19 protein-coding genes are annotated in these 18,648 nt (G+C 43.9%); 5 read left to right on the plus strand and 14 right to left on the minus strand.

Annotation, left to right across the window (positions count from 1 at the left end):
* Positions 1–33: 33 nt before the first annotated feature.
* Complete coding sequence (locus FQ083_RS05465) at positions 34–456, minus strand: hypothetical protein (protein WP_149409131.1); 423 nt, start codon at positions 454–456, stop codon at positions 34–36.
* Between the two features lie 336 nt (positions 457–792).
* Between FQ083_RS05465 and hisB the strand changes: the two genes are divergently transcribed.
* The 3 genes from hisB to FQ083_RS05480 all read left to right on the plus strand — a co-directional run bounded on the left by hisB (position 793) and on the right by FQ083_RS05480 (position 2,679).
* Complete coding sequence (hisB, locus tag FQ083_RS05470) at positions 793–1,467, plus strand: imidazoleglycerol-phosphate dehydratase HisB (protein ID WP_011514741.1); 675 nt, start codon at positions 793–795, stop codon at positions 1,465–1,467.
* Positions 1,468–2,112, plus strand: a complete 645-nt coding sequence (gene hisH / locus FQ083_RS05475) for an imidazole glycerol phosphate synthase subunit HisH (RefSeq protein ID WP_149409132.1) — start codon at positions 1,468–1,470, stop codon at positions 2,110–2,112. It begins immediately after the preceding gene.
* Positions 2,113–2,286: 174 nt separating this feature from the next.
* On the plus strand, positions 2,287–2,679 hold the full coding sequence (locus FQ083_RS05480; RefSeq protein ID WP_011514739.1) for a hypothetical protein: 393 nt from the start codon (positions 2,287–2,289) through the stop codon (positions 2,677–2,679).
* 40 nt (positions 2,680–2,719) lie between these two features.
* On the opposite strand, the gene FQ083_RS05485 is transcribed toward FQ083_RS05480, so the two are convergent.
* Positions 2,720–4,054: a valine--pyruvate transaminase gene (locus FQ083_RS05485; RefSeq protein ID WP_149409133.1), complete on the minus strand. Its 1,335-nt coding sequence runs from the start codon at positions 4,052–4,054 to the stop codon at positions 2,720–2,722.
* A gap of 237 nt (positions 4,055–4,291) precedes the next feature.
* Between FQ083_RS05485 and FQ083_RS05490 the strand changes: the two genes are divergently transcribed.
* Both FQ083_RS05490 and FQ083_RS05495 read left to right on the plus strand, forming a co-directional pair.
* Positions 4,292–4,504 (plus strand): hypothetical protein, encoded by a 213-nt coding sequence (locus FQ083_RS05490; protein WP_149409134.1) that lies wholly within the window; start codon positions 4,292–4,294, stop codon positions 4,502–4,504.
* Positions 4,485–5,069 (plus strand): hypothetical protein, encoded by a 585-nt coding sequence (locus tag FQ083_RS05495; RefSeq protein WP_149409135.1) that lies wholly within the window; start codon positions 4,485–4,487, stop codon positions 5,067–5,069. Before FQ083_RS05490 ends, FQ083_RS05495 begins: the two co-directional genes overlap by 20 nt.
* 178 nt (positions 5,070–5,247) lie before the next feature.
* Here FQ083_RS05495 and FQ083_RS05500 read toward each other — a convergent pair whose 3' ends face one another.
* The 12 genes from FQ083_RS05500 to FQ083_RS05555 all read right to left on the minus strand — a co-directional run bounded on the left by FQ083_RS05500 (position 5,248) and on the right by FQ083_RS05555 (position 18,647).
* Complete coding sequence (locus FQ083_RS05500) at positions 5,248–7,911, minus strand: ABC transporter permease (RefSeq protein WP_149409136.1); 2,664 nt, start codon at positions 7,909–7,911, stop codon at positions 5,248–5,250.
* Complete coding sequence (locus FQ083_RS05505) at positions 7,911–8,600, minus strand: ABC transporter ATP-binding protein (RefSeq protein WP_149409137.1); 690 nt, start codon at positions 8,598–8,600, stop codon at positions 7,911–7,913. Before FQ083_RS05505 ends, FQ083_RS05500 begins: the two co-directional genes overlap by 1 nt.
* Positions 8,597–9,409 (minus strand): arylesterase, encoded by an 813-nt coding sequence (locus tag FQ083_RS05510; RefSeq protein ID WP_149409138.1) that lies wholly within the window; start codon positions 9,407–9,409, stop codon positions 8,597–8,599. Before FQ083_RS05510 ends, FQ083_RS05505 begins: the two co-directional genes overlap by 4 nt.
* A 90-nt stretch (positions 9,410–9,499) precedes the next feature.
* Positions 9,500–10,777 carry an MFS transporter gene (locus tag FQ083_RS05515; protein WP_262880858.1) on the minus strand — a complete coding sequence of 426 codons (1,278 nt, stop codon included), beginning with the start codon at positions 10,775–10,777 and terminating at the stop codon, positions 9,500–9,502.
* A gap of 325 nt (positions 10,778–11,102) precedes the next feature.
* Positions 11,103–11,348, minus strand: coding sequence for a (Na+)-NQR maturation NqrM (gene nqrM, locus FQ083_RS05520; protein ID WP_011514732.1), 246 nt, complete (start codon positions 11,346–11,348; stop codon positions 11,103–11,105).
* Positions 11,349–11,498: 150 nt separating this feature from the next.
* Positions 11,499–12,647, minus strand: coding sequence for an FAD:protein FMN transferase (locus FQ083_RS05525; protein ID WP_149409140.1), 1,149 nt, complete (start codon positions 12,645–12,647; stop codon positions 11,499–11,501).
* A gap of 298 nt (positions 12,648–12,945) precedes the next feature.
* Positions 12,946–13,746, minus strand: a complete 801-nt coding sequence (locus FQ083_RS05530) for an SDR family NAD(P)-dependent oxidoreductase (protein WP_149409141.1) — start codon at positions 13,744–13,746, stop codon at positions 12,946–12,948.
* Positions 13,747–13,858: 112 nt separating this feature from the next.
* Entirely contained in the window at positions 13,859–15,094 is a 1,236-nt protein-coding gene (nqrF, locus tag FQ083_RS05535; RefSeq protein ID WP_011514729.1) for an NADH:ubiquinone reductase (Na(+)-transporting) subunit F, read from the minus strand.
* A gap of 123 nt (positions 15,095–15,217) precedes the next feature.
* Positions 15,218–15,826 (minus strand): NADH:ubiquinone reductase (Na(+)-transporting) subunit E, encoded by a 609-nt coding sequence (gene nqrE, locus FQ083_RS05540; RefSeq protein WP_011281361.1) that lies wholly within the window; start codon positions 15,824–15,826, stop codon positions 15,218–15,220.
* On the minus strand, positions 15,826–16,497 hold the full coding sequence (locus FQ083_RS05545) for an NADH:ubiquinone reductase (Na(+)-transporting) subunit D (RefSeq protein WP_011514728.1): 672 nt from the start codon (positions 16,495–16,497) through the stop codon (positions 15,826–15,828). The genes nqrE and FQ083_RS05545 overlap by 1 nt, the downstream gene beginning before the upstream one ends.
* A 1-nt stretch (position 16,498) precedes the next feature.
* Positions 16,499–17,431 carry a Na(+)-translocating NADH-quinone reductase subunit C gene (locus FQ083_RS05550; RefSeq protein WP_011514727.1) on the minus strand — a complete coding sequence of 311 codons (933 nt, stop codon included), beginning with the start codon at positions 17,429–17,431 and terminating at the stop codon, positions 16,499–16,501.
* Positions 17,412–18,647, minus strand: coding sequence for an NADH:ubiquinone reductase (Na(+)-transporting) subunit B (locus FQ083_RS05555; RefSeq protein WP_011514726.1), 1,236 nt, complete (start codon positions 18,645–18,647; stop codon positions 17,412–17,414). The genes FQ083_RS05550 and FQ083_RS05555 overlap by 20 nt, the downstream gene beginning before the upstream one ends.
* Position 18,648: the final 1 nt, after the last annotated feature.

Here is an 18,648-nt window from a genome sequence, read left to right on the forward strand (position 1 = left end):
CGAGTCATCGAAATAAGCCTATTTAGGCTAAAATTAATCCTTGACGCGTAGTAGATCGTATTCACTCATAATACGATGAATGTCGGCATCAACCGGAACAAATGCACGCACGCCTTTTTTGACTTCAGCATCATAAACCAGTTTGATAAACTTAGCATCGATAGCACGACCGCGATTTTGCAGATGTACGGTGAGATACTGCAAGCGTTTGGCATCGGTCTGCCCATCATCAAAGCAAGCAACTGCGGCGATAGGCTTGTCATTAAACATACCGACATACAGCGTTTGACCACGTTTAAAACCTTGCTCAATAATAGCCAATACGTCAGCACCATCAGGCTGGCTATCATCGGTGTCATAGAGCGCTTCTAAGCGCTCGGCTAATTCGTTTTCACGAGCAGGCTTTTTGATGAGTGGCGCATCCAAACTATTGATGGCAATGGCTTCTAAAGGCATTTTTAATTCCTATAATTTGATACAGCAAGGCATAATAGAATCAGCAAAGGTGACGATTGATAAAACTGAAGCTATTATTTTAGCAGAATACGAGAATTTTGTGCGTGGTTTACTGCTTGGTCATGGCAGTAAATGGTAGGGTTTGCTATGATGAAGATAGACAAGGTTCTGTGTGCATCAAGCCTCAAATTTTGGCTTGTTGAACAGGCTTTTTGAATAAGCATTGAACTTATTTTTAGCCTGATTGTTTTATTATCTATTTTAGACACTAGTAAGAATATATTGGGCGTTTTTCGCCCTATTTTATTGACCGCTTTTCATTTATAGAGAGTAGCCATGACCGCCAATTTAACGACGACAGCCAATATACCCAATACAGCTGAGCAAGATCCTACGCAAAAACTAAATTTACATGGTCGCCCTGAACGTATCGCGACTGTTGAGCGTATTACTGCTGAAACCCAAGTGACCTGTACGGTCAATCTTGATGGTACAGGGCAAGGTACTGTGGACACTGGCGTCCCGTTTTTGGATCATATGATTGACCAAATCAAGCGTCATGGTTTGTTTGACTTAGACATCAAATGTACGGGCGATACCTTTATTGATGATCACCACAGTGTTGAAGATACAGGCATTACGCTTGGTCAAGCATTTAACAAAGCATTAGGTGATAAAAAAGGCATCCGTCGTTATGGGCATTTTTATGCGCCACTAGACGAAGCATTGACGCGAGCAGTGGTTGATTTATCCGGTCGTCCAGGTTTACATATGGATATTCCCTTTACGCGCTCGCATGTCGGCACTTTTGATGTCGATTTATTTAGCGAATTCTTCTACGGTTTTGTGAATCATTCGTGGATGACCGTGCATTTAGACAATCTAAAAGGCAAAAACAGTCATCATCAAATCGAATCTACCTTTAAAGCCTTTGCTCGTGCCCTGCGTATGGCGTGTGAATACGATGAACGTGCGCTAAATACCTTGCCATCGACCAAAGAGGCGTTTTAGATGAGTCGTGCCACAAAAATTGCACTATTAGATTATGGTATGGGTAATTTGCACTCAGCCAGCAAAGCATTGTCAGCGGTCGGGGCAGAAGTTTCTATCACCAACGATCCAAAAGTCGTCGCGGCAGCAGATAAGATTTTCTTCCCGGGTGTTGGTGCTATGCGTGATTGTATCGCTGGAATGCATGCAGCAGGTATTGACGAGGTCATACGTCAGGCGATATTTAATAAGCCTGTTATGGCTATCTGTGTTGGCATGCAGGCGTTATTCGAGCAGTCTGCTGAAAATGGTGGCACGCCTTGTTTGAGCATCTTAGATGGCACGGTACCCGCTTTTGATCCAGCATGGAAAGATGAAAAAGGCGCACAAATAAAAGTACCACATATGGGCTGGAATACTATTAGTGGTATGGATTTTGAGCATCCATTGTGGAACGGTATCGAAGACAAGGCGCACTTTTACTTTGTACACAGCTATTACTGTGAGCCAGCAGATAGCTCGCAAGTGGCTGCCATTTGTGATTATGGTCAGCCGTTTTGTGCCAGTATCTTGCAAGATAATTTATTTGCCACCCAGTTCCATCCAGAAAAAAGCCATACCGCAGGTTTGCAGTTATTAAAGAATTTTGTAGACTGGGATATTTAAAAATAAGTATGACATATTTGGTTGCGCAGTCAGGTTGGCAAAGGCACAATCTGAGCGAGGAAGGAACACAGTACTGCTTTGCTCTCGCGCAAAGGAGTTTGCATGGTCGCAAACTCTTTTTTATTCTTATTTTAAGCTTAATGACTTCCTACTCTCTTATATGTGGAATAAATAGTGGACTTTTATCTCTTTAAAAACGGCGTCGTGAGTGCCACAGGATTAGAAAAAGATGCCCTACATATCTATGTGGGCATCAGTGTTTATCTATTGAGCGTTATTTTGCTGCGTCCAATCTTCAAAAAATACAGTATCAGAGCGTTTATCGCTTTAATTATGGTGACCTGTATTGCTTTATTAGGCGAGTATTTGGATAACCGTCAGACCATTACCGAGCTAGGTCTCGCAGGGATAGAAAGCGCAGAGCTGATGGCAAGTATCCACGATATTATCAATACTTGTATGCTGTCGTATGTGCTTTATGGACTTACCATGTGGACGAAGATTTTTCAGTCAATCAGTACAGTCAAACCTATGATTAAACGACAGAAAAAAACGGACTATTCATAAGTCCGTTTTTTTTACTATGTAACTATTTTTATCATTGAAGTTATGATGCTTTGCTATTTTTAGCCGCATCATATAACTCGCGTACCACCTCACCAATCACTTTAATACCATCAGTTAGCGTCTGCTCGTCAGCCGCGATACTCATGCGGATACACTCGTGCGCATGCTGATAATCGCTAACATCGACACCGGGGAAGAAATACTCACTTGGTACTATAAGGGTGCCTTTTTCTTTTAGGCGCTCGTACAGCTCAAGCGTACTAATCGGCAAGTCTTTAAACCACAACCATAGGAAAATCGCGCCTTCAGGCTTATGGATCATCAGTGGATAATCACCCAACGCTTCTTTTAACAGCTTCACAGCGAGGTTCGCCTGCTTTTGATAAAACGGCTTAATTTCATTATCAGATAATTGCTTGATACGATCGTTTTCTACCAATGGCGTGGCAATGGCTGCACCAAAACGCGTGGGCGCTAGATTCACTACCGCATTCATCGCGCTGACTGCTTCGATCACTTTGGCATCGGCAACGATAATACCCGTACGCATACCGGGTAGGCCAATTTTAGACAGGCTAAAGCAAAGAATTGTATTGTTATCCCAATTCAGATGCGCGTCCGAATAGATGATATTGGGAAAGGGCATACCGTAAGCGTTATCGATAATCAGCGGTATGTCATAGCGTTTGGCAATCTTGGCCAAATGTGCCATTTCCTCATCGGTCAGTACGTTGCCAGTCGGGTTGGTCGGGCGTGAGCAGCAAATCGCGCCGATACGGCCTTCCTTTAGTGCTGGCAAGTTCTCTAATGCGTCAAAATCGACACGATATTTAAAGAAACCTTCCTCACCATCATGAGTCACTTCATCGATATGCGGCAATACCGCTGCGAAATGCTGACCTTCGACATGCACGTCGCTATAGCCAATATACTCAGGGGTCAATGGCAATAGAATGGATTTGTCGATAGATTCGCTATTTTCATCAGCGAAAGCGCCGCCAAATAGATTAAACAAATAGAAAAACGCGTTCTGTGAGCCGTTGGTCAGAGCGAGATTTTCTGAGGTCAGATTCCAATCATAATGACGGTTAAAGAAGCCAACCAAGGCATCGATAAAGGCAGAATCACCTTGCGGATTGGAGTAATTTGCCATACTAATAATCGCGCTACTATTGGCCTCACCTGCATCGTTATCATTACCAAGCGCTTTATACGTCTCCAAAAACAACTCATTGACGGCAACAATTTTGGCAGGGTTACCACCGCCCAGCATGTTGACTGGCTGATCGCTTTTTAGCGCATCGCCCAGATCATCCATCAATTGTGAGATGCCAGTGGGCTGAGTAAATTTTTGACCGAACTTTGAGAATTTCATAAGACTACCATGCTGTTTTGGAGGACTTTGTAAGAAGGAATTTGATTGATAAAAGTTAGGCTAGTATAGCAAATGAGGGCTATAAAATAAGCAAAGTGAATGGCTGATATTGGTTTATATTCTTATTCTTTGAGCGAATCAAAAAATACCATTTGTATGGATGAAAACTTTATCCTCCTTCTATCTAGCTAAGTTATATACTATTATTTGAACTGTATGAATAATGAGGTTAAGTACATGTCGTATATGCAATTGAAGGTTGCTTTTGAAAATATCACTAAAAGCGTTTGGAACGTTTTAGGAGATGCTTTTGAACATGACCTAAGTTTCGGTGAAACAAGTATTTCAGATATGATTTTGCTTTACCTGATAAAGCTCAATAACCCTAATATTTCTATCAAGCAAACTAAGCAAAATGAAGAGGCTGATTTTGGTACTGATTGGAAGTGATGATAAGGGGTGGGTAGCTTTCGCTGTACAAGCAAAGAAATATAGTACCAAAAATGACAGGTATAACTCATTGGCACATAAGGTAAAAGGTATTTCTCAAAGCGATATATTAAAAAGCTATTCTGATTCTATTCAGGCTGTACCAATATATGCTTTATATAACCATGTTCTAAGAAAAAATTTTAGTACTGGTATAACAGGATTAATATTTAATTACCCAGAAAATATGTATGGAGTTACGTTAGCTTCTTTAAATGTAATTAAGGAAGCTACGAATACGAGAGGATGTCGAAATTTCAAATTCATACATGACAAACTCAGCACAATTACCTTGCCAGACCTAATCTGTGAGACAGAGACCTATTTAGCTAACTATGCGAATAATAAGAATAAAATTCATCTGTTCGAGGTGTATCCTAAAGTTCACTCTGATATTCTTACCAATGAACTTATTAAGACAAAGACGTTTGTAGTTAACTCAAAGAGGGATGAGGTTCAAATTAAGGTATATGCTAAACGTCAGCTAATAATAAACATTGATAATGATGACAGGCCTATTAATTAAATGAGTTTTATAATAAAGCTAGACGTCAATTAAAGGCGCGGTTTAGCTCTAAGAGTAGCAGTTGTTCTAATAAATTAGGCAAATTATAGCTACAGTCTTGTTGAAAATTGTGGATAATACAAAATCAAAAACCCCCTATTAAGGAGGTTTTTTCGTATCAAGCTAAAATACAATACGCCTAAATCATCGCCCGTACTCGTGCCATAATCCCGCGCCCAATCACCAGTCTCACATAAATAATGGCAATAGCAAACAGCAATACGATTAATGCCGCACCGCCTATAGCCAAGCTTGTCCACGGCACACTAAACTGTAGGTTAAACCATTGCGTGATGGCCGCCCATGCACCCACGCTAGCGATGACGACGGCAAATGTCGCCGCGCTAATACCAAGCACACCCAGCTCTAAAATATTGAGCATATACAGATCACGCTTTTGCATCCCTAGCAGCCTAAATGAGGCGCTTTCTTGCAGACGGTCTTGTGAGGTGGATAATAACGAGCTAATCAAGACCATGACACCAGTCAGTAAGGCAAGTAGCGTAAAGACGTAGACCAAACGGCTCATTTGCACTACAAGCTCTTGAATTTGCTGAGCAATTGCGGTCCCGTCTATCGTCGTCACCGCAGGGAATTGTCGTACCATTTTTCCTTGCAGGTCTGGAATATCCTCAGCGTTTACATGGGCGGTGGCAAATTGAATCTGCGGGGCAGCAGAGAGAACCGCTGGCTCAAATAAAAAGTAGAAATAAGGACTGGGACCTTGCTCGAAACGCGAGCGGATACTGGTAATCTGCCCGACGATTTCAATCCCTTGAATATTAAAACGCACCTCATCACCCATGCCAACATTTAATAAACTGGCGGCAGTGTCCAAAATAGATAAAGGCGCAACGGTTGACGCTGGGTCTTTATTTTCAGTGTTAATGGGCGCGTAAAGCTGATTGTCTACTACAGCATCCGTAATAAATTCAGTGTCCATCACCGCATCTGCATAGCTTAAATTAAAGACACGCGCGGGATCATCAAAGCCATCAGCAGGCTCGATATCCTGTACCGGTATATTATCGGCAGTCACTACTCGAGCGCGAATAACAGGGTAATAGCTCACTGGTGCGCCAATAATGCTATCAATCTCATCATGCTGATTACTCTGAATATCTAACAAAAATAAATTGGGCGCATCTTCAGGATAAGCGTTAATAAACTGGGCATTGATACTGTGATTGAGCGTTGTAATGAGGGTCAGTACGGCTACCGATAGTGCTAAGGTGACGAAAAATAATGCCGATTGGTTGCCCTTACGCGCAAGGTTATGAATCGCAATACGCTGCATCCAGCCGATTTTAGTGTTACTTGCGATACGTGCCAGTAACCACAGCCAGCCGCGTGCCAATAGCCAAAATATACTCACAAAGCCAATTAAACCGATTAATAACTGCGCGCCAAATAACCATCCGCCTACTTCATAAACAAAAAACACATATAGACCAGCCAGCATCAACCCATACCAAAGTAACGGCAAGCGTTGATACCAAGGCAGGTGTTGCACAGCTGAGCTTGCACCTTGATTAAGCAAGGTAGCAGGTTTGGTGGTGTTCAATGTGCTCAAACCGCGTTGGGCAATGAGTAGCGTGAGTACCAAAGCTATGACGGTGGTTTTGATGGCACTGATAGGATTAATAGCCAAGCTGACATCCGCTGGCAAGATAGCCACAAGATAAGGCTGACCGACTTTGAGTAAGCCAAAGCTGACTAAAATCGCTGCGATACAAGCGATGATGGCAGTGATAATAAGGAGCTGATAGTAGCTGCGTTTCAGTGACTTAAGGGGCTCACCCAGTGCCAAACGTATCGCATTGCTCGACTGCTGCTTGGTCACAAATGCTGTGATGACACCATACATAGCCACTGCGGACAATAACAATACGGCAATGACCAAAAGCTTTAAAAACATCAATACATTATCAGAGATACGCGACACCGAGGTATCTGCAGACTCGGCATCAGAGAGCTCGATATCAGGATAGTTGGTCAGTATTTGCGTCAGTTTATCGCGCTGGGTCGCCATCAATTCTGCATTACCTGCCAGCTCAATACGGTAATTAATACGGCTACGCTGTCCCAATAGATTGGTCGCCTCTAACGCCTGCTGTGGCATCAAAATACGACCACCGAAGCCAAAGGCGCTCAGTGGACGGTCAGGCTCTTTTGTCAGCACATCACTAATGATGAATTGCGCATCACCAATAGTAATTTGGTCACCAATATCGGCATCTAAGCTTTTGAGTATTTCTGGAGCGACAACTACATTATTGGCTGTAAGCTGCTGCCATAAGGGCTGTCCTGATGCCAGCTCGACGTCACCATATAATGGATAGGATTGAGAAACCGCTTTTATGCTGGCAAGCAAAGTCTGCTCATCAGTGACGACCATCGCGCTAAACTGATAGTCAAAAACCGTTTGTGTATCAGCAATGGTATCAATCTGCGTTAATACTTCGCTTGGCCAGTCTTGCTTACTGTTTAATATTAAATCGCCACCGACCAAAGCGCGCTGATTGTCATTGATATAGGTGTCAACTGACTGCTGGATAGAGTCCAGTGTGAGGTAGGTCGCAAGTGACAGCGTCAAAGTCAGTAAAAATAATACTGGATATATCCAGCGCTGCCACCAGCTCCGACTAAGTGCTTGCGCGCCCAATCCTTGTAAGCCTAGTTTTTGTAAACCAAGGGTACTCGTCAATAGCTGGCGTACGATACCGCCACTAGCGTCTGACTCTTTAGCCATGCTGTCGGTATTATCAGTCGATAAAGTGTCTTCTATATTCTTATTATCCATCAAGATATAATCCGCCCATCATGCATGGTGATAACGCGATCTGCCATGTCAGCTAGTGCTGAATCATGGGTGACCACCACCAACGCCGAGCCAGTTTTCTGACGCAAATCCAATAATAGCTGCATCACTTGATTGGCATTTTGTTCATCTAAGTTACCGGTAGGCTCATCAGCAAATACAATCTTTGGGCGTGATACCAATGCGCGTGCAACTGCTGTACGCTGCTGCTCGCCACCGGATAATTGGTTTGGCAAGCTATGACGCCTATGACCCAAATCAACCGCCTCAATCAATTCATCGACACGCGCCGCATCTGGACGACGGGCGATGTCCAATGGGAAAGCAATATTTTCAGCAACGGTTAACGTTGGTAGCAGATGAAAAGACTGAAAGACAAAACCCATATCGCGCTGACGAATAACCGCCAAGGCATCTTCATTTAATCGGCTTAAGGTTTGACCTGCCAACTCAACGTCGCCGCTATCAGGATAATCTAATGCCGCTAACAAACCCAACAAGGTGGATTTGCCAGAGCCAGATTTACCCATGATCACCACAAACTCGCCAGCATTAACATGAATGTTGACGTCTTTAATAATAGACAAGGACTGGTCACCAACGTGTACGGTTTTATTTAGCTTAGTGGCAGTGAGCAGCGCTGCTTGCGAAGTAGGTAATGCTAATGTCATTGTGCAGTCTCAGTAGGCGTGTTGGTCACATTCGACGGATTTATTTTTTTAAGCTCAGGCTGTAATATCGGCAAGATATTGTTATTAACGATCAGCGTATAACCTTCTTTGGTCGGATGAATGGCATCGGCTTGATTGAGCTTAGGGTCACCACCTACACCGTCTAAAAAGAACGGAATAAGTGTCAAGTTCATGTCTTTTGCCACTCTTGGATATATCGCTGCAAAGGATTTTACATAATCAGAGCCAAGGTTATCATAGATCTGCATACCACCTAAGATGACCACGCTATCATTGTCCTGTAAGCGCTTTACGGCAGTACGAATATTGGCTTCAACCGTCGCGACATCAATACCACGAATAGCATCATTGGCACCAATGGTCAAAATAGTAACATCAGGTTTGGTCTGTAATACCCAATCCAATCGATTGACCAAGCCCGTACTGGTCTCGCCACTCAATCCTGAATTAATCACTTTAAGGTCTTTATAACCCAGTTCCTGCAAGCGTGTTTGTAGCTGAGCGGGATAATTGGCATTATTATCCACCCCAAGCCCTTCTGTTAACGAGTCACCTAATGCCAATATGGTCAAAGGCGCTTGTTGTTCAGCAGGGTTCGTTGTAGATGTGGTTTGAGACAATTGGGTATCGGAGGGTTGACTGCTGTTTTGAGTACTATCTTGAGTGCCAGTATCCGTCTGAGCTTCATTAGCATCAGGCGTTTTTTGACAACCACTGATTGCGATTGTTATCGTCAATGCTACAATCGTGAGCAAGCGCTGCGGTAAGCGGAAAGGTCTGTTTATCATAATTCTACTGTCCTATAGGCAATAGAGCCAGTCTAGCAGAATCAGATAAACAGCAATATGGTGCAAAAGTTAATTGATTCATGATAAAAACTAAATCTTCTTCCCATCGACCATCACCGGACGGCTGACCAGCCACGCAAATCCTACGTTTACCACCATCAATATCAGCATAATAAGTAAGGGTAAATCCCAGCTATCCGTTGCTTCATGTAACCAACCAGTCCCCAATGGACCAAAAAACGCAATCAAATAACCGACCGCTTGCGCCATACCCGACAGCTCACTTGATTGATTGGCGGTATAAGTACGCATCGAAAACAGCATCATACTTAAGGTAAAAATCGCTGAACAACCAATGCCCATCAGCGCCGACCACAACCACGCCAAATCAGCAGATAAATAGCTGACACCTAAGATACCAATCACATTTAAAACCGCTGCAAGTACCGCCAGTGCCTGAATAGGTCGTCCACGATTGACCAGCCACGTTAAGCTTAAAATTGCCACAGGCGCCATAAACTGGAATACCGAGTTCATCTGTCCCGCACTTACTGCTGACAAGCCTTTACTGAGCCAAATCGACGGTAAAAAACTGGCAGCTGTATAAAAAATCAGCGATTGTAAACCCATGAATATGGCAATTTGCCAAGCAAAGGGTGTGCGCCACATAGAGATGGGCGATGGGGCTTGAACGCCTTCAGCAAGCGGTACTACGGGCTGATGGTTTGAAGAACCCAAACGCAGTCGTAGCAGCACCCATATTATTAAGGCAAACACGCCCAAAATCGACCAACCACCAAGCGCCCATTGCCAGCCTACTTGCTCAGATAATGGCAAGACCACGCCCGCGACAATCCCTGCCGACACGGTCATAGTGAGACTGAATAATCCAGTAACTAAAGGAATATGATTGGGTGTACGTTGCTTGATAACAGGCGCCGCAAGGGTATTGGCAAAACCAATCGCTAACGTCAGCAGTAATGTGCCGCCCAAAAAACCCATCCAAGTCGGAATAAGGCTGCGAATAATCATACCTATTGTTAGAAGGCTAATCATCGCAATTAAAGTGTTTTCAAGCCCAAAACGCTTACCAATCGCTGGCGAAATAAAAGCCCCAAGTGCAAAAGTCAGCATCGGCACCGCGCCAAGCCAGCCAATTTGGGTTTCGGAGATATTGAGCGCTCCTTGAACCACCGGTGCTATAGAACCTAGTGCCACAATCGGCGAGCGCATATTGGTCGCCAATAGAATCATGGCACACAACACCAGCCAAAACGTAAAGCGCGAAGAGGGCAGCTGAAACGGTGCAGGAGTATCCGTCTGAGATGGTAAAGGCAAATCATTTTGCACATTAGGAGAGGTAGACATGGCAGCACGACTATTATTAGAATAAGAAAAAGGACACGTCATTAAACAGCGCCGAAGAGTCGTCGCTTGCAAAATAACACCGAAAAAATCTCACAAAGAAGATGAGTGAGACGAAAAAATAGAATGTCGAAATATTGGCAGAAAGCAATTCATATGAACTTGCTACCTTAACGGGTAAGGCAATATGAATATCTATAAGTAATGATATGGAACAATAACGCTGCGCCATAAAAAATAGCGCCAGCCCTTTTTTTATAAGGTCTGGCGCTATTATAAGAACAAATGACGGCTAAATACTACCAGCGTATGGTAACAAACCGACTATTTATACCGATTTGCCCAATTGAGCCGCTTTTAAAGCGTTCTCTTGTTGTTCGGCGATTAGAGAATCGCATTTATTAGGATCATCACCGCAGTACGAGCATTTCTCATTGCCCATCAATTTGGCAACACCGCCACAAGACCCTCTAAGCGGCTTTTTATTGACCATATAACCGATACCCATAAAGATAAAAAACAGCATGAATACGGTAAAGGTGATAGCAAGCATGGGAAGCAGTTGGCTAAGCATAGAGGAGACCTCGTGTTAAAAGTAGGACAGTTATCTGTGTGATAACCTCTTAATAGTATAGCAAAAATTCATCTTGTCCGTTTGAGCTTCTCAGCTGAGTAAGACAATTTAAGAAAGATACCGAATTAGCTTCTATTAGTGTTTTTAGACTTAGCTGGACTTTTTATCAGCACGTAATGCTTGCATAGCAGGTGTTTGCACCACTTGCCAATCATCAATGCTGTCCGCAGCTGCTTCTATGCTCACACCATCTGCCAACACGACAAACAATGCCGCTATGTTTTGCTCCTTGGCGACGCTCAAAGCTTTTTTGTAAGGCATAGCAGTTAAGGCGGTTGCCCAAGCATCAGCCAGCGCGACGGTGTCTGCCGCGACGGTTACCGATGGCGCACCACCTACAATCGGCTCACCTGTGGTCGGGTCAATGGTATGACTGTAGTGCTTACCATCAAAGACGACTGAGTTGCGATAGTTGCCAGAGGTCGCCAGATGCATCGTGTTGCCATTATTTATCGGTTGGCGAATCACTGCCATAGTTTGACGCTCGCTGACGGTACTACCTTCAATCGGTGCATCAATCGCAATTTGCCAAGGTTGTTGTTGCGCACTGACACCAGAGGTTGCCACCTCACCACCAATCTCAACCATATAATTGCGAATTTGATAATTGTTTTTTAGCACATCAGCGATGACATCGACACCATAGCCTTTAGCCACTGCTGAAAAATCAAGCCCAATGCCATCTTTGGCTTTATAGATAGTCTTATCTTTTTGAATGATACTTTCAAAGTCGACCAAGGCTTTGGCTTGCGCAATCTCAATCGCCGTCGGTGGGCTTTGCAAACGCTCAACGGTCATCGTGCTACCAAAGCCCCAAGTGTCTATCAATGGCATCACTGTAGGATCAAAGGCACCACCCGATAGCTCATAAACTTGTCTTGAAGCTACCAACACATGATTAAAATCTTCATCGATGGTAATAGACTCATCTTTGCCTAATTGATTAAATTTAGAGATGGTAGAGTCCGCTTGATAAGTGGACATACTGTCATTGATATCTTGCAGGCGCTTATCGATGGCTGCTTGTATGGCCACTTCATCAGCACCCTTAGGCAGCTGATAGCTAATATGATAACTGGTGCCCATGGTCTCACCGCTCAGATTATTATAATCGGTCTTTTGCTGGCAAGCGCTCATCCCTAGTGCAGCGCTTATAGCAATAATAGGTAGTAGGGCGGTATTCATCGATTTCACAGAAAATGAGAGTGGTATTGATTTTTGCATGCTTGGGTTTTTCATATGAGTCATCACAACTTGATATAGCGAAGGGATAAATGAGGTGTTAGCTATTAAATAAGCTAAGCGTTGCCTATTTTACACCCCTTGTCACCCATAACGCCAATTGTCGGCTTAAAACATTTTCAGATATTGATTGCTATGTAATATATATAGCTAAAATACCTAAAAAAGCTACGGTAGGGCTGGTATGAATTTTTTGCGGTCTCTGTAGGCATAGCAAGCAAGAAAAATTAATACCAGCCGTACGTGATGTAGCGATATCACATGTCACTAACTATAGTTAATTAACATGCTAGATTTATTTGACTTGAGACTCACGAATGAGCTTATAAAGTTTTGGCGGTGATAGGCGATTAACCTTGGTGGCGAGCTTTTCTTTGCGACCAGCAACGATAATATACTCTTCTCCTTTGATAAGGGCTTTGACGACTTGTTTGGCAAAGCTAGTCGCAGTTAGTCCTTTATTGGTTGCCGCATCCATCGTCCCTTGTGCACTACCGTCGCCAGTCAAGGCATTAATAGAGATATTGGTTTGAATAAATCCTGGGAATATCGTTGCTACTTCTATCCCTTGCTCGTGCAATTCAGCACGCAGACTGTTCGCCCACATATGAATAGCCGCTTTTGCCGCACCATAAGCACCGCGATATTGTGTACCGAGTAACCCTGCAACACTTGATATCATCACTATTTTGCCGCCACCTTGTTCGAGCATATCTGGCAATACCAATCTGCTCAGACGCGTCTGCGCAAAGTAATCTATGTCCATAATTTGTCGCTCGACGTCTTCAGTGGTATCCATGATAAGCGCGCGTTGACTGATACCTGCATTATTAATCAGCCAATCGATTTTTCCTGCTTGAGTTTTAGCGGTAGCGTATGCTAGTTTTGCTTGCTCAACATCGGTTATATCAAAAGGGATAACGATATGTTTTTTACTATTTTTACAGCGGCTTTTTACCAGTGCTAGTTTCTCTTTATCACGTCCACTTAGAATAATACGAGCGCCGCGTTTGGCAAAGGCGATGGTTAATGCTTCGCCGATACCGCTTGACGCGCCTGTTACCCAAATGGTCAAATCTTTATAGTTGGTTTTCATAGGAATCCTTTCCGTTTCGCCCATAAAAAAAGAGCCTCAATTGAGACTCTTAATTTAGCATATATTATTCTGTTAATTGTGGTTGCTTAACGATTAAGCTTAACCACCCCAATTAACCACCAAAGTCATCAAGCATGATATTCTCATCTTCAACACCCATACTGTGCAGCATATCGATGACCGCCGCATTCATCATCGGTGGCCCACACATATAGTATTCACAATCTTCTGGATTTGGATGGTCTTTGAGATATTCCTCTAACAAGACATTATGGATAAAGCCTGTATAGCCATCCCAGTTATCTTCTGGTAATGGATCAGACAATGCCACATGCCACTCAAAGTTAGCAAACTCTTCTTCTAGCTGATCATAATCTTCAACGTAGAACATCTCACGAATAGAACGCGCGCCATACCAGAAACTAATCTTACGATCAGAGTTGAGGCGTTTGAGCTGATCGAAAATGTGCGAACGCATCGGTGCCATACCAGCACCACCACCGACAAATATCATTTCAGCTTCGGTCTTTTTGGCGAAGAACTCACCATAAGGACCAGATACTGTGACTTTATCGCCAGGTTTTAGACTAAAGGTCCAAGAAGACATTTTGCCCGGTGGAATACCATCAGGACCGCGCGGCGGCGGACTGGCAATACGAATATTAAATTTGATTAAACCTTTTTCATCTGGATAGTTAGCCATTGAATAGGCACGGATAACAGGCTCATCAACTTTTGAGACGTATTTAAAGATGCCAAAGTTATTCCAATCGTCTTGATACTCTTCAGCAATATCAAAATCTTTATAATGCACTTCATGCGGTGGCGCTTCCAACTGTACATAACCACCAGCACGGAAGTTCACTTCTTCGCCATCTGGAATCTTCAGTACCAATTCTTTAATAAAGGTCGCAACGTTATCATTAGAGATAACTTCACATTCCCACTTTTGCACATCAAAGAATTCAGGATCGATCTCAATTTTCATGTCTTGCTTGACGGCTACCTGACAGGCAAGACGCATATGATTGCGAATCTCACCTTGGGTAAAGTAACCTTCTTCAGTAGGCAGAATAGATCCGCCTCCTTCAATCACGCGGCAACGACACTGCGCACAAGTACCGCCGCCACCACAAGCTGAAGATAAGAAAATACCTTCGCTTGCCAATGTCTGTAGCAGTTTACCGCCTGCAGGTGTTACAACGTCATTCTCGGGATTATCATTGATATGGATAGTAACATCGCCTGAACTGACCAGTCGTGAGCGCGCTGCCAAAATAATGGCAACGAGACCCATGATGATCAAGGTAAACATAGCAACGCCACCAATCGCCGTAGCGTAATCCATGGTAGGTATCCTTAATCTATGGAGTAGGGGAGCGAAAAGACGTCATTGCGTTTTTTCTGCACCCCTACCGAATAAATGAATTAAATAGGTCAAATCGCTAAATAAGCTTTTAAGCTCAGCTGTTTAAATTGACATACCGCCAAACGACATAAAGCCAAGTGACATCAGACCAACCGTGATAAAGGTAATACCAAGACCGCGCAGCGGTGCTGGAATGTCTGAGTATTTCAATTTTTCACGAATACCTGCCAATGCGGTAATCGCCAGTGCCCAACCAAAGCCTGCGCCGACACCGTACACCACTGATTCACCAAAGTTATAGTCACGTTCTACCATGAACAGTACGCCACCTAAGATGGCACAGTTAACGGTAATAAGTGGCAAAAACACACCGAGTGCGTTATACAGACTTGGGACGAACTTATCCAAGAACATCTCTAGAATCTGTACGGTGGCAGCAATCAAACCGATATAACTGAGTAAGCCTAAGAAGCTTAAGTCGATATCAGGGAAACCTGCCCATGCCAGCGCACCATCTTTTAGGATGAACTGGAACAGTAGGTTATTTAGCGGTACGGTAATGGCCATCACGACAACGACTGCTACCCCAAGACCGATAGCGGTTGAAACCTTTTTTGATACGGCTAAAAAGGTACACATGCCTAAGAAGTAGGCCAGCGCCATATTCTCGATAAAGACCGAGGTTATAAATAAACTGACATAATGTCCCATTAGTGACCGCCCCCTTGAGCCATGCCTTTAGATTGCGGCTTCATTACAAATTCAGCATCTTCGACCTGATCAGGTTTCCATGTACGGATAATCACGATAAACAGGGCGATAATGAAGAATGCTGACGGCGGTAGTAGCAATAAACCATTTGGTACATACCAGCCACCGTCGGTCGCAGTTTGTAAAATGGTGATACCAAACCAGCTGCCTGCACCCAAGATTTCACGAATACTGGCGACAAATAATAATACGGCTGAATAACCCAAACCGTTACCGATACCATCCAAGAAACTTGGAATAGGCGGATTGCTCATGGCAAATGCTTCAGCACGTCCCATGACGATACAGTTGGTGATAATCAAACCAACAAATACCGACAAGCCTTTACTGACATCATAAGCGACCGCTTTTAGTATCTGATCGACCAAGATAACCAATGAAGCAATAATCGTCATCTGCACGATAATACGAATACTCGATGGGATTTGCTTACGGATAATAGAGATAAAAAAGCTTGAAAATGCTGTGACCAAGGTCAATGCCACGCTCATCACTAGTGCATTTGCTACACTGGTCGTTACCGCCAATGCCGAACAGATACCTAATATCTGTAGAGCAATAGGGTTATTATCAAAAATGGGCGAGGTTAAAATACTTTTTGTATCAGCCATGTTATGCCTCCTTGCCGTGTGCTGCTGGTATCACTGCTACCAGTTCGGTTACAGAATGCGCCTGCTGTTGATGTAAGTTTTGACCCAGTTTTTTATAAGGGCTTTGACTTGCTTTTACTTCAGCGTCTACCAGTGTTTCACCACTCTCTTTACGCAGCTGATCTAAGTACGGCTTATAGCCTTGCTCGCCAAGCCAAAACTGGATCATGTTACTGACGCCGCGACTGGTCAAAGTTGCACCACTGATACCGTCAACCCAGTTCTCTTTTGGGTTACCAGCTTTGGTTACGCCAGTAGCAACGGCACCTTTGTCATCATAAGAATGAATACCACTCCACATCGCACGCCATTCTGGCTCTTCGATACGAGCGCCTAGACCTGGAGTTTCTTTATGGTCATAGAAACTGATACCTTTGATGGTATTCATGTCGCTTTCAAGGGTCAAGAAACCATAGATAGTACCCCAAAGACCGTAGCCTTGGATCGGTAGTACCACTATTTCAGGTTGTCCAGCGTCGTCATTTTTGACATAAACTTTGGCATATTTAGGCTTACGACCGATACCGGCAGGATCATTACCACCCAAATCTTCACTCAGTGCTTTATTCTTAGTTGCTTGGCTGGCGTCATAAGCATTACGGTCAGGGATGCCAGCAGCGGTCAGCGCGTCATCATCAAGGTAGTTGCCTTTATTTAGGTCAACGATTTTTACCTCAAAATCTTTAAAGCGCTCCGCCACATCTTCATTGGTATCAGACGCAGGGTCAAACATACCAGCGGCAACCAAGATGTTTTTATTACGGTCTAAGCGCGCGTTTTCTACTTGCGCAGGCTTTAGACCCACAGCCGCAGCTGAGACCAATACCGAACACACCAAGCATAGCGTCAACGCCACACTGATGGTTTTTGCGTTATTACTTTTGGGCTTGGACATAGCGAACCCTCCGAGCAGTTTGGCGTTTGATATTTGCTTGAGTGACAAAATAGTCAAACAGTGGCGCAAATAAGTTAGCAAATAAAATGGCTAGCATGATGCCTTCTGGGAAAGCTGGATTAATGACACGAATCAATACGGTCATAAAACCAATCAAGATACCGTAAGCCCAGCGCCCTTTATTGGTATGCGCAGCAGATACTGGATCAGTTGCCATAAACACGGCACCAAAAGCAAAACCACCGATCACTAAGTGCCAGTAAAACGGCAAGCTCATCATCATATTGTCTTCAGAGCCAATCATATTAAACACAAGAGATGTGGCAATCAGACCAACCACACAACCTGCCATGATGCGCCATGAGGCAATGCGCGTCCAAAGTAGGACAGCAGCACCCATTAAGATAGCTAGCGTCGATACTTCACCGATACTGCCTTGCATGTTGCCTAAGAATGCATCACTCCACGTGATGGCATTGCCATAAACATCGACAAAATCTTGTGGGACAACCCCAAGGGCAGCAAGACCAAGTGGCGTTGCACCTGAAAAACCATCAACCGCGGTCCATACTGAGTCGCCTGACATATAAGCCGGATAAGCAAAGTATAAGAACGCACGACCCGATAGGGCAGGGTTAAGGAAGTTTTTACCTGTACCACCGAATACTTCTTTTGCCACGACCACACCAAAGATAATACCTAAGGCAACTTGCCATAATGGGATATCGGGTGGCAGACATAGTGCAAACAGTACAGAGGTAACAAAGAAGCCTTCGTTGACTTCATGACCACGGACGACGGCAAAGATAATCTCACAGAGAATACCAACCCCAAAGGTCACAAGATAAATCGGTAAGAACTGCATAGCACCGTAGACGAAGCTTGCCCAGATACTGTCTGGGTTGTAGCCTGCCATACTGGTGATAATGGTGCGCCAGCCTTCAGGCTGTAAGCCAAGGGTTGCAATCGCAGTTAATGCTTGATGACCGATATTGTACATACCCCAAAACATGGCTGGGAAGGTACATAACCAGACGGTAATCATAATACGCTTAAGGTCAATACCGTCGCGTACATGTGATGAGGCGTATGTCGTTGAGCTTGGTTGACGCAAAAACGTATCAAACATCTCAAAGATGGCGTAGTATTTTGTGTGTTTGCCACCCTTGGTGAAAGACGGCTCCATACGATCGAACATATTGTGTAAAAATTTCATC

Source organism: Psychrobacter sp. ANT_H59, assembly GCF_008369225.1.
Classification (GTDB): Bacteria; Pseudomonadota; Gammaproteobacteria; order Pseudomonadales; family Moraxellaceae; genus Psychrobacter; species Psychrobacter cryohalolentis.

Bases quoted from the DNA above. Each gene is read 5' to 3' on its own strand.
- FQ083_RS05465 (WP_149409131.1), bottom strand. From the start codon at position 456: ATGCCTTTAGAAGCCATTGCCATCAATAGTTTGGATGCGCCACTCATC.
- hisB (WP_011514741.1), top strand. From the start codon at position 793: ATGACCGCCAATTTAACGACGACAGCCAATATACCCAATACAGCTGAG.
- hisH (WP_149409132.1), top strand. From the start codon at position 1,468: ATGAGTCGTGCCACAAAAATTGCACTATTAGATTATGGTATGGGTAAT.
- FQ083_RS05485 (WP_149409133.1), bottom strand. From the start codon at position 4,054: ATGAAATTCTCAAAGTTCGGTCAAAAATTTACTCAGCCCACTGGCATC.
- FQ083_RS05490 (WP_149409134.1), top strand. From the start codon at position 4,292: ATGTCGTATATGCAATTGAAGGTTGCTTTTGAAAATATCACTAAAAGC.
- FQ083_RS05500 (WP_149409136.1), bottom strand. From the start codon at position 7,911: ATGGATAATAAGAATATAGAAGACACTTTATCGACTGATAATACCGAC.
- FQ083_RS05505 (WP_149409137.1), bottom strand. From the start codon at position 8,600: ATGACATTAGCATTACCTACTTCGCAAGCAGCGCTGCTCACTGCCACT.
- FQ083_RS05510 (WP_149409138.1), bottom strand. From the start codon at position 9,409: ATGATAAACAGACCTTTCCGCTTACCGCAGCGCTTGCTCACGATTGTA.
- FQ083_RS05515 (WP_262880858.1), bottom strand. From the start codon at position 10,777: ATGTCTACCTCTCCTAATGTGCAAAATGATTTGCCTTTACCATCTCAG.
- nqrM (WP_011514732.1), bottom strand. From the start codon at position 11,348: ATGCTTAGCCAACTGCTTCCCATGCTTGCTATCACCTTTACCGTATTC.
- FQ083_RS05525 (WP_149409140.1), bottom strand. From the start codon at position 12,647: ATGAAAAACCCAAGCATGCAAAAATCAATACCACTCTCATTTTCTGTG.
- FQ083_RS05530 (WP_149409141.1), bottom strand. From the start codon at position 13,746: ATGAAAACCAACTATAAAGATTTGACCATTTGGGTAACAGGCGCGTCA.
- nqrF (WP_011514729.1), bottom strand. From the start codon at position 15,094: ATGGATTACGCTACGGCGATTGGTGGCGTTGCTATGTTTACCTTGATC.
- nqrE (WP_011281361.1), bottom strand. From the start codon at position 15,826: ATGGGACATTATGTCAGTTTATTTATAACCTCGGTCTTTATCGAGAAT.
- FQ083_RS05545 (WP_011514728.1), bottom strand. From the start codon at position 16,497: ATGGCTGATACAAAAAGTATTTTAACCTCGCCCATTTTTGATAATAAC.
- FQ083_RS05550 (WP_011514727.1), bottom strand. From the start codon at position 17,431: ATGTCCAAGCCCAAAAGTAATAACGCAAAAACCATCAGTGTGGCGTTG.
- FQ083_RS05555 (WP_011514726.1), bottom strand. From the start codon at position 18,647: ATGAAATTTTTACACAATATGTTCGATCGTATGGAGCCGTCTTTCACC.